At 68.6% G+C, this 8,230-nt stretch carries 8 protein-coding genes; 4 read left to right on the forward strand and 4 right to left on the reverse strand.

Annotated features, from left to right (window positions below; genetic code table 11):
• Positions 1-46 precede the first annotated feature (46 nt).
• Genes C1A38_RS00715 through C1A38_RS00730 form a run of 4 tightly spaced genes read left to right on the forward strand, consistent with a single transcriptional unit; the run spans position 47 to position 5,574 of the window.
• Positions 47-1,354, forward strand: a complete 1,308-nt coding sequence (locus tag C1A38_RS00715) for an ABC transporter substrate-binding protein (protein ID WP_102655863.1) — start codon at positions 47-49, stop codon at positions 1,352-1,354.
• Positions 1,351-2,349, forward strand: coding sequence for a carbohydrate ABC transporter permease (locus tag C1A38_RS00720; RefSeq protein ID WP_102655864.1), 999 nt, complete (start codon positions 1,351-1,353; stop codon positions 2,347-2,349). The genes C1A38_RS00715 and C1A38_RS00720 overlap by 4 nt, the downstream gene beginning before the upstream one ends.
• A 1-nt stretch (position 2,350) precedes the next feature.
• A complete protein-coding gene (locus C1A38_RS00725) occupies positions 2,351-3,211 on the forward strand; it encodes a carbohydrate ABC transporter permease (RefSeq protein WP_102655865.1) in 861 nt (286 codons plus the stop codon).
• 38 nt (positions 3,212-3,249) lie between these two features.
• Positions 3,250-5,574 (forward strand): beta-xylosidase/alpha-l-arabinosidase, encoded by a 2,325-nt coding sequence (locus C1A38_RS00730; protein WP_102655866.1) that lies wholly within the window; start codon positions 3,250-3,252, stop codon positions 5,572-5,574.
• 56 nt (positions 5,575-5,630) lie between these two features.
• Here C1A38_RS00730 and yidC read toward each other — a convergent pair whose 3' ends face one another.
• From yidC to C1A38_RS00750, 4 genes are all read right to left on the reverse strand, one after another.
• Complete coding sequence (gene yidC, locus C1A38_RS00735) at positions 5,631-6,509, reverse strand: membrane protein insertase YidC (protein WP_102655898.1); 879 nt, start codon at positions 6,507-6,509, stop codon at positions 5,631-5,633.
• A gap of 157 nt (positions 6,510-6,666) precedes the next feature.
• Entirely contained in the window at positions 6,667-6,948 is a 282-nt protein-coding gene (locus C1A38_RS00740) for a DUF6412 domain-containing protein (protein ID WP_102655867.1), read from the reverse strand.
• A gap of 128 nt (positions 6,949-7,076) precedes the next feature.
• Positions 7,077-7,847 (reverse strand): hypothetical protein, encoded by a 771-nt coding sequence (locus tag C1A38_RS00745; protein WP_102655868.1) that lies wholly within the window; start codon positions 7,845-7,847, stop codon positions 7,077-7,079.
• Positions 7,848-7,862: 15 nt separating this feature from the next.
• Positions 7,863-8,230: hypothetical protein (locus C1A38_RS00750; protein ID WP_233196547.1), on the reverse strand; the 368-nt coding region annotated here is incomplete at its 5' end.

The raw sequence follows: 8,230 nt of genomic DNA on the forward strand, positions 1-8,230 counted from the left end.
TCCCCCGCAGGCCGAGCACCGCGACTGACTAGTCGAGGAGATACCGATGGCTATAAAGCGCCGCGTACGAACCGTCCTAGCGCTGTCCATCACCACCGCACTACTTGCCACCGGATGCAGCGGCGGCGAGTCCGAAGAGCCCGCCGAGAGCGAGCTGTACAAGAACCCGGTGACCCTGACCTGGTGGCACAACGCCAGCCAGGATGGGCCTGGAAAGGAGTACTGGCAGAAGGTTGCCAAGGACTTCAACGCCCTGCACCCCACGGTCACCATCGAGATCGAGGGCATCGAGACCAACCAGCTCCAGCGCACCCGGCTGCCTGCCGCGCTGCTGAGCAACGATCCGCCAGACATCTTCCCGACCTGGGGTGGCGGCGAGATCCGCGAGCAGGTCGAGGCCGACTACCTCAAGGACCTCACCGACCTGGCGAAGGACGAGATCGCCAACGTCGGCAGCTCCGCCGAGATCTGGGCGGTGAACGGCAGGCAGTACGGTCTGCCGTTCCGGATGGGCATTGAGGGTATCTGGTACAACAAGGACATGTTCGAGCGGGCCGGCATCGCGGCGCCGCCGAGCACGTTCGAGGAGCTCAACGAGGCCGTCACCAAGCTCAAGGCGATCAACGTCGTGCCGATCGCCGTCGGCGCCGGTGACAAGTGGCCGGCCGCGCACTGGTGGTACAACTTCGCGCTGCGGGCCTGCTCCGTCGACACCCTGAAGAAGGCCTCCAAGGACCTGGACTTCGAGGACCCGTGCTTCCTCAAGGCCGGCGAGGACCTGAAGGCCTTCATCGACACCAAGCCGTTCCAGAACAACTTCATCGCGACCCCGGGTCAGAACGACCCGACCAGCGCCAACGGCCTGCTCGCCAACGGCAAGGCCGCGATGGAGCTGATGGGCGACTGGAACAAGGGCACCCTGGACAACGTTGCCGAGGATGCCGAGGCGATGAACAAGTTCATCGGTTGGTTCCCGGTCCCGGCGATCAGTGGTTCGAACGGTGACCCCAAGGCGGCCCTCGGCGGTGGCGACGGATTCTCCTGCGCCAAGAACGCCCCGGCGGAGTGCGTCGAGTTCCTGAAGTACATCGTCAGCCCCGAGGTGCAGAAGGGCTACGCCGAGACCGGCACCGGTCTGCCCGTCGCCAAGGGTTCGGAGTCCGGTGTCTCGGACCCGGCGCTGCGCTCCATCCTGGAGGCCACCACCAGCGCGACCTACGTCCAGCTCTGGCTGGACACCGCCTTCGGCAGCACCGTCGGTAACGCGATGAACGACGCGATCGTCGCCATCTTCGCGGGCAACGGGACGCCGCAGCAGGTCGTCGACGCGATGAAGTCGGCCGCCCGCAAGTGAGCTCCGTGAACCAGACCCTGAACCCCGCTGGCGGCGTGTCCGCGCCGCCGGCGGGGCTCCGGCCCGCCGATCGGAAAGCCGGCCGGGCCCGCGAGACGCGACGCAAGTGGTACGAGATCATCGGGCTCACCACGCCGGCGATCGTCGTGTACGTGATGTTCGTCCTGGTGCCGATCGGCTTCGCCTTCTACTACAGTCTGTTCCGCTGGCGTGGAGTCGGACCGCCCACCGATTACATCGGCTTCGACAACTACGTCATGGCCTTCCAGGACCCGATCTTCCTGGACGCGCTGCGTAACAACGCGATCATTGTGTTCGGATCGCTGCTGATCCAGGGCCCCATCGCGCTGGGCGTCGCCCTGCTGCTCAACCGCCATTTCCGCGGCCGCACGGTGTTCCGCCTGCTGGCGTTCGTGCCGTACGTGCTGGCCGAGGTCACCGTCGGCATCATGTGGAAGCTGATCCTGACCGAGAACGGCACGTTCGACGCGTTGCTGCGCTCGATCGGGTTGGGCGGCCTGATCCAGGCGTGGCTCGCCGATCTCGATATCGTTATCTGGACGCTGCTGTTCGTCCTCACCTGGAAGTACGTCGGGTTCGCCATCATCCTGCTGCTGGCCGGACTGTCAAACGTGCCGCAGGAGTTGAACGAGGCGGCCCAGATCGACGGGGCAAGCTGGTGGCAGATCCAGCGCCACGTCACGCTGCCGTTGTTGGGCCCGACGATCCGGATCTGGATGTTCCTGTCCATGATCGGCTCGTTGCAGGTCTTCGACGTGATCTGGGTGACCTCGGTGCCGGCGGTACGCTCGCTCGGCGCGTCGGCCACCATGGCGACATACATGGTGGACAACGGCTTCTTCGCCCGACTGTGGGGCTACGGCAACGCGATCGCGGTGATCCTGTTCGTCATCTCGTTCGTGGCGGCGATCCTGTTCCAGCGCTTCCTGCTCCGTCGCGACATCGAGGGCGCCATCACCAGAAAGGCAAAATGACGTGACGATCGCGAACACCGCTCTGTCGCCCGCCAAGCGCCGCCCGGTGTCCTGGGGAAACCCCCTGACCTACGCCTTGGCGCTCGCGGTCGCGGCTGTGTCGATCACGCCGGTGATCTACGTGGTCATCGGTGGTTTCCGTACCACCCCACAGATCGTCGCGAACCCGGCCGCCCTGCCCGACCCGTGGGTCTTCGACAACTACATCCGAGTGCTGACCGAGAGTAACTTCTGGCGGCAGGCGTTCAACAGCGCAGTGGTCTCCCTGGGCACCACCCTCGGTGTGGTGGCCCTCGGGGTCTCCGCCGCGTTCGTGCTCGCCCGGTACACCTTCCGCGGGCGTGAGGTGCTCTACACCTTCTTCACCCTCGGACTGCTGTTCCCGGCCGGTGCGGCGATCCTGCCGCTGTACCTCATGCTGCGCGACCTCAGCCTGATCAACTCGTACTATGCGGTAATCCTTCCGCAGGTCGCGTTCTCGTTGCCGCTGACGATCGTCATCCTACGACCGTTCCTGTCGGCCATCCCCCGTGAACTGGAGGACGCCGCGGCGATCGACGGCACCGGCCGGCTCGGCTTCCTCTGGCGCATCATGCTGCCGCTGGCGCGGCCGGCACTGGTCACCGTCGGGATCCTCGCGTTCGTCACGAGCTGGAACGCCTTCCTCCTGCCGTTGCTCGTCCTCGGTGACGCCAGCCTGCATACCCTGCCGCTGGGCGTGCAGCAGTTCTCCAGTCAGTACAGCTCCGACACGGCCGGCATCCTCGCCTTCACCTCGCTGGCGATGCTGCCCGCCCTACTGTTCTTCACCTTCGCCGAGAAACAGATCGTCGGAGGCCTGCAAGGTGCGGTCAAGGGCTGAGCGGCAGCCGCACGAGCACCAGAAATGGAAGGCACAGCATGATTGAGGTCCGTCAAGGGGTGGGCGCGTCGGCGCCGGCTCAAACAGGTCCGCGCCCCGACCGGCCGGACGGGCCAGACGGCGAGTCGCGCGTACGTGAGCTGCTCGGTCGGATGACGATCGAGGAGAAGGTCGCGCAGCTCGTCGGGTTCTGGGAGAAGGAGGACGGCGAGGCAGTCGCCCCGCTGCAGGGCGAGTTCGGCGACATCGGCGGGTTGGAGGCCTTCTCCCGGCACGGTCTGGGTCACCTCACCCGACCGTACGGCACGCGTCCGGTCGACCCCGCCGCCCGCGCCTCCTGGCTACGGAAGTTCCAGTCGGAACTGGTCACCGGCACCCGGCTCGGCATTCCGGCGATCGTGCACGAGGAGTGCCTGACCGGACTGTCGGCCTGGAAGGCCGCCACATTCCCCACGCCGTTGGCCTGGGGAGCCGCCTTCGATTCCGACCTGGTCACCGAGATGGCCGCAGCGATCGGGACCGTGATGCGTGCCCTCGGCATCCATCAGGGACTCTCCCCGGTGCTGGACGTGATCCGGGACCCGCGCTGGGGCCGGGTCGACGAGTGCATCGCCGAGGACCCGTACCTGGTCGGCACCCTCGGCACGGCGTACGTGCGCGGCCTGCAGTCCCAGGGCGTGCATGCCACGCTGAAGCATTTCGTCGGCTACTCCGCCTCCCGGGCCGGGCGCAACTTCGCCCCGGTGCACGCCGGCCCCCGGGAGATCGCCGACGTGCTGCTCCCACCGTTCGAGATGGCGATCCTCGACGGTGACGTGCGCTCGATCATGCACTCGTACGCCGAGATCGACGGCGTGCCGGTGGCCGCCGATCCGACCCTGCTGACCGAGTTGCTGCGCGACCGCTGGGGCTTCGACGGCACGGTGGTGGCCGACTACTACGGCGTGGCCTTCCTGAACCTGCTGCACCACGTCGCGGAAGACAACACCGAGGCGGCCGTGCAGGCGCTCACTGCCGGTGTCGACATCGAACTGCCGACCGGCGACGCCTACCTGACCCTGATCGAGTCGGTGCGTACCGGCCGGATCGACGAGGCCCTGATCGACCGGTCGGTGCTGCGGGTGCTGCGCCAGAAGCTCGAACTCGGTCTACTCGACGCCACCTTCGACGACGAGCCGGCCGAGCAGATCGACCTGGATCCGCCCGAGCATCGGGCGATCGCCCGCCGGCTGGCCGAGAAGTCGATCATCCTGGTCGCCAACCAGGGGGTGCTGCCGCTGCCGGCGGGGCGTCGGGTAGCGGTCATCGGCCCGAACGCCGACCGGGAGGCGGCGCTGTTCGGGTGCTACTCCTTCCTCAACCACGTGCTCGCGCAGCGACCCGGTGTGGAGACCGGCATCGAGGTGCCCACCGTGCTCGACGCGCTGCGGGTCGAGTTCGGTGCCGAGCACATCAGCTCGGCGTCGGGCTGTGCCGTGGACAGCGAGGACCGGTCCGGTTTCGCCGAGGCCGTCGCCGTCGCGTCCGACGCGGACGTCGCCGTACTGGTCGTTGGTGACCACGCCGGCCTGTTCGGGCGCGGCACCGTCGGCGAGGGCTGCGACCGCGACGACCTGGAGTTGCCCGGCGTGCAGCGCCAACTGGTCGAGGCCGTGCTGGACACCGGTACGCCGGTCGTCCTGGTGCTGCTCACCGGGCGGCCGTATGCGCTGGGTTGGGCACTGGACCGCTGCGCGGCCGTGGTGCAGGCGTTCTTCCCGGGCGAGGAGGGCGCCGGAGCGATCGCCGGCGTGCTCTCCGGGCGGGTCAACCCGTCGGGCCGGCTGCCGATCACCCTGCCCAGCTCGGCGGGGGCGCAGCCGTACTCGTACCTGCACCCCACTCTGGGGGAGGGCAGCGGGGTGACGAGCCTGTCGGCGGCACCCGTGGCGCCGTTCGGCCACGGCCTGTCATACACCACGTTCGCGTACGCCGACCTGACCGTGTCCGACACCGTGCCCACCACCGGCACGCTGCACGCCAGCGTCCGGGTCACCAACACCGGCGAGGTCGCCGGGGAGGACGTGGTCCAGCTCTACGGCCACGACCTGGTGGCCTCGGTGACCCGGCCGGTGGCGCAGCTGCTCGGGTACCGCCGGATCCACCTGGAGCCGGGGGAGTCGGTCACGGTCGAGCTGTCCGTGCCCACCACCCGACTGGCCTTCTCCGACCGCACGCTCACCCGGGTGGTGGAGCCCGGCGACGTCGACATCTGGGTCGGCACCAGCGCCCACCGCGCCGTCCAGGCCCGTACCGTCCTGGTCGGCGACCTGGCCCCGGTGACCACCTCCTCGCCCCGCTGGACCACCTCGCAACTGCGCTGACCATCATCCGGACCCTGGTGCGTTCGCTCCCAGGCCACGCACCAGGGTCCGGCTGGTCAGCGCCGCTTCTTCGGCCTGGCCCCCACCTTCGGCGGTGCTGACGCGACGGCGTCGGTGACCGCCGTCGAGGCGGCGACGCCGCCGACGGGCGGTGGCGGGTACTTACGGAGCACCCAGGTCTGCTGCCCGAGGGAGAACAGGTTCGTGGTCACCCAGTAGATGATCACGCCGATCGGGAAGATCAGACCGGAGACGAGCAGCGACAGCGGAATGCCGTAGAGCATCAACCGCTGCACCAGCTTCTGCTGCGGATCATCGGCCCAGCCGGTCCGCAGGATCATCTGCCGACTGCTCAGGTAGGTGGTCGCGATCATGACCACGATCAGGATGGCGGCCACCACCCGGACCGTGACCTGGTCCGCGCCGAGCAGCGCCAGCTCCTGCGTGCCGGAGCGGAAGTTGGCGGCGATGGGAGCACCGAACAGGGTCGCCGTCGACGCACTGTCGAACTGGGTGACCGTCCAGCCGTACAGCGTCTTCATGTGCTCCGGCATCGACGGCTTGAGGTGCCGCAGCACGTGGAACAGACCGAGGAAGACGGGAATCTGCACCAGCATGGGCAGGCAGCCCATCAGCGGGTTGGCCTGCCCCGTCCGGTACAGCTCGACAAGCTCCTTCTGGAGCGTTTCCCGGTCGTCCTTGTGCTTCTCCTGGAGCGCCTTGATCTGCGGCTGCAACGCCTGCATCGCCCGCTGCGCCTTGATCTGCTTGACGAAGACCGGGAAGAGTACGGCCCGGACGGTGAGCACCAGGAAGACGATGCCGAGCACCCACGACCAGTTGGTGCCGAGCAGCGGTGCGTCGTCGAAGACCAACTGCCAGGCGCCGTGCCAGAACAACAGGATCGCGGAGATGCCCGCGTAGATCACCGCCATCAGCGGGCTGAACAGCGTACTCACCGGCGGCCTCCGGTGTGCTGTGCGTGGCGGGTGGGCGAATTGGACATGGTGCACCTCTCGAAGAACGACCGACGACTGACAACGGGCAGGAACCAGTCAGGTGCGGGCGCCGTCGAGCGGCAGAAGAGAAGGCTCAGGCGACCGCGAGGGTCGCCGTCGGGGCCCTGGGACGGGCGCGGCCGGCCGCGTCCGGATCACGGTGCCGGGGTACGCCGGTGCGGCCGGAGCGTTCGCGCATCAACCGGCGGGTGACCCGCAGCTCGGCCGGGGTGACCACCCGGCGGAGCAGGTTCGCCGCGGAGAGCACCACAGTCAGCAGCACGCCGGTTGCCGCGGCGGTGCCGGTGACCAGGCCGGTGGCACCCGCGTCGGCGAGAATGCCGACGAGGTACCAGAGCATGCCGAGCCCGATCACAGGACAACCATAGCCGCCAGGCGCGACAAGCATGTGTCCTCGAGCGTCGGCCGGGTGCCCCGAGTGCCGGCCGAGTGTCCCCGGGTGCCGGCCGGGTGTCCCCGGCGGTGGGATTGGTGGACCACGCGTTAGCGGTGCGGATCGGGTTCGGCGCGCAGGGCGGCGGTGGCGCGGATCGCCTTGACGATCGCCGGGATCGCGCCGATCAGCAGCACCAGGGCCCAGATGATCGCGATCACGGCGAAGATGATCGCACCGAGGTCGTCGAGGATGCTCACCACGATCACCGGCACCAGGCGGTGCAGGAACTCCAGCACCACCGTGCAGAGCAGGCTGGTCCCGATCAGCAGCACCAGGCCCTTGTTCTGGATGAACTTCGGCTGGGCGAGCAGCAGCAGGCTGGCCCAGGCCAGCTTGAGCAGCAGCACCAGGCCGAGCAGGACGGCCGAGCCCCCGACCGGGAAGAAGCCCCACAGCGCCAGATAGGCGAGCGTGCCGAACGGCGGCGCCAGAAAGAGCGAAACCATGATCGACAGCTCGACGAAGGCGATCACCAGGGCCAGAATCGCCACGATGATCAGGACGATCGAGAAGATCAGGGTGGCGACCCCCTGAACCCGCCCGTGGATCCGCTCGGGGAGCACCAGTCCCAGACAGAACAGCCCGGTGGTCCACAACGCCGCCGCGTCGACGAGCGCCAGGTAGCCGGTGCCCCGCCCGGACGGCTCGCTGACCCCGCTCACGTCGGACACCTCGACACCCAGGTCGGCGGCGCTGCCGGCCAGCGCCGCCCCGGCGTCCGAGCCGCCCAACAGCAGCCCGGCACCGACCTCGACGCCGACCGCCAGCACCAGGGCCAGCATGGCCAGCAGCAGGAACGGCCTGCGTAACGCGCCCATCAGGTCCCCTCGCTCTCACTGCGCGCTGATCGTGACCAGGCAGCCGGTGGGGCAGCGCAGCGTCACCGTGGCCGGCCGATCCACGGCGATCCGGGCCACCGCCTCCGTGCCGTCCTGCTCCGGAGTGACCGTGTCGGTCACGGTGAAGTCGGCGTCGCCGGGTGCCGGTGCCTCGACGGTGAACCCTCCCGGACTGCGCAGGATCAGCGTCCGCAACCGGCCCGGGTCGGCGACCCGCAGCTCACAGTCGCCGACCACCGTCAGCAGTCCCGGCGCCTCGACACATTCCGCCTCGACCGTCGCCGGATCGACCGCGCCCTGCCCACCACCCCGCCCGAGCCACTCCACGAGCGAATGCCGCCCCGCCGGGTCCCCCCGCTCAT

The organism is Verrucosispora sp. ts21 (genome assembly GCF_002879555.1).
Classification (GTDB): Bacteria; Actinomycetota; Actinomycetes; order Mycobacteriales; family Micromonosporaceae; genus Micromonospora; species Micromonospora gifhornensis.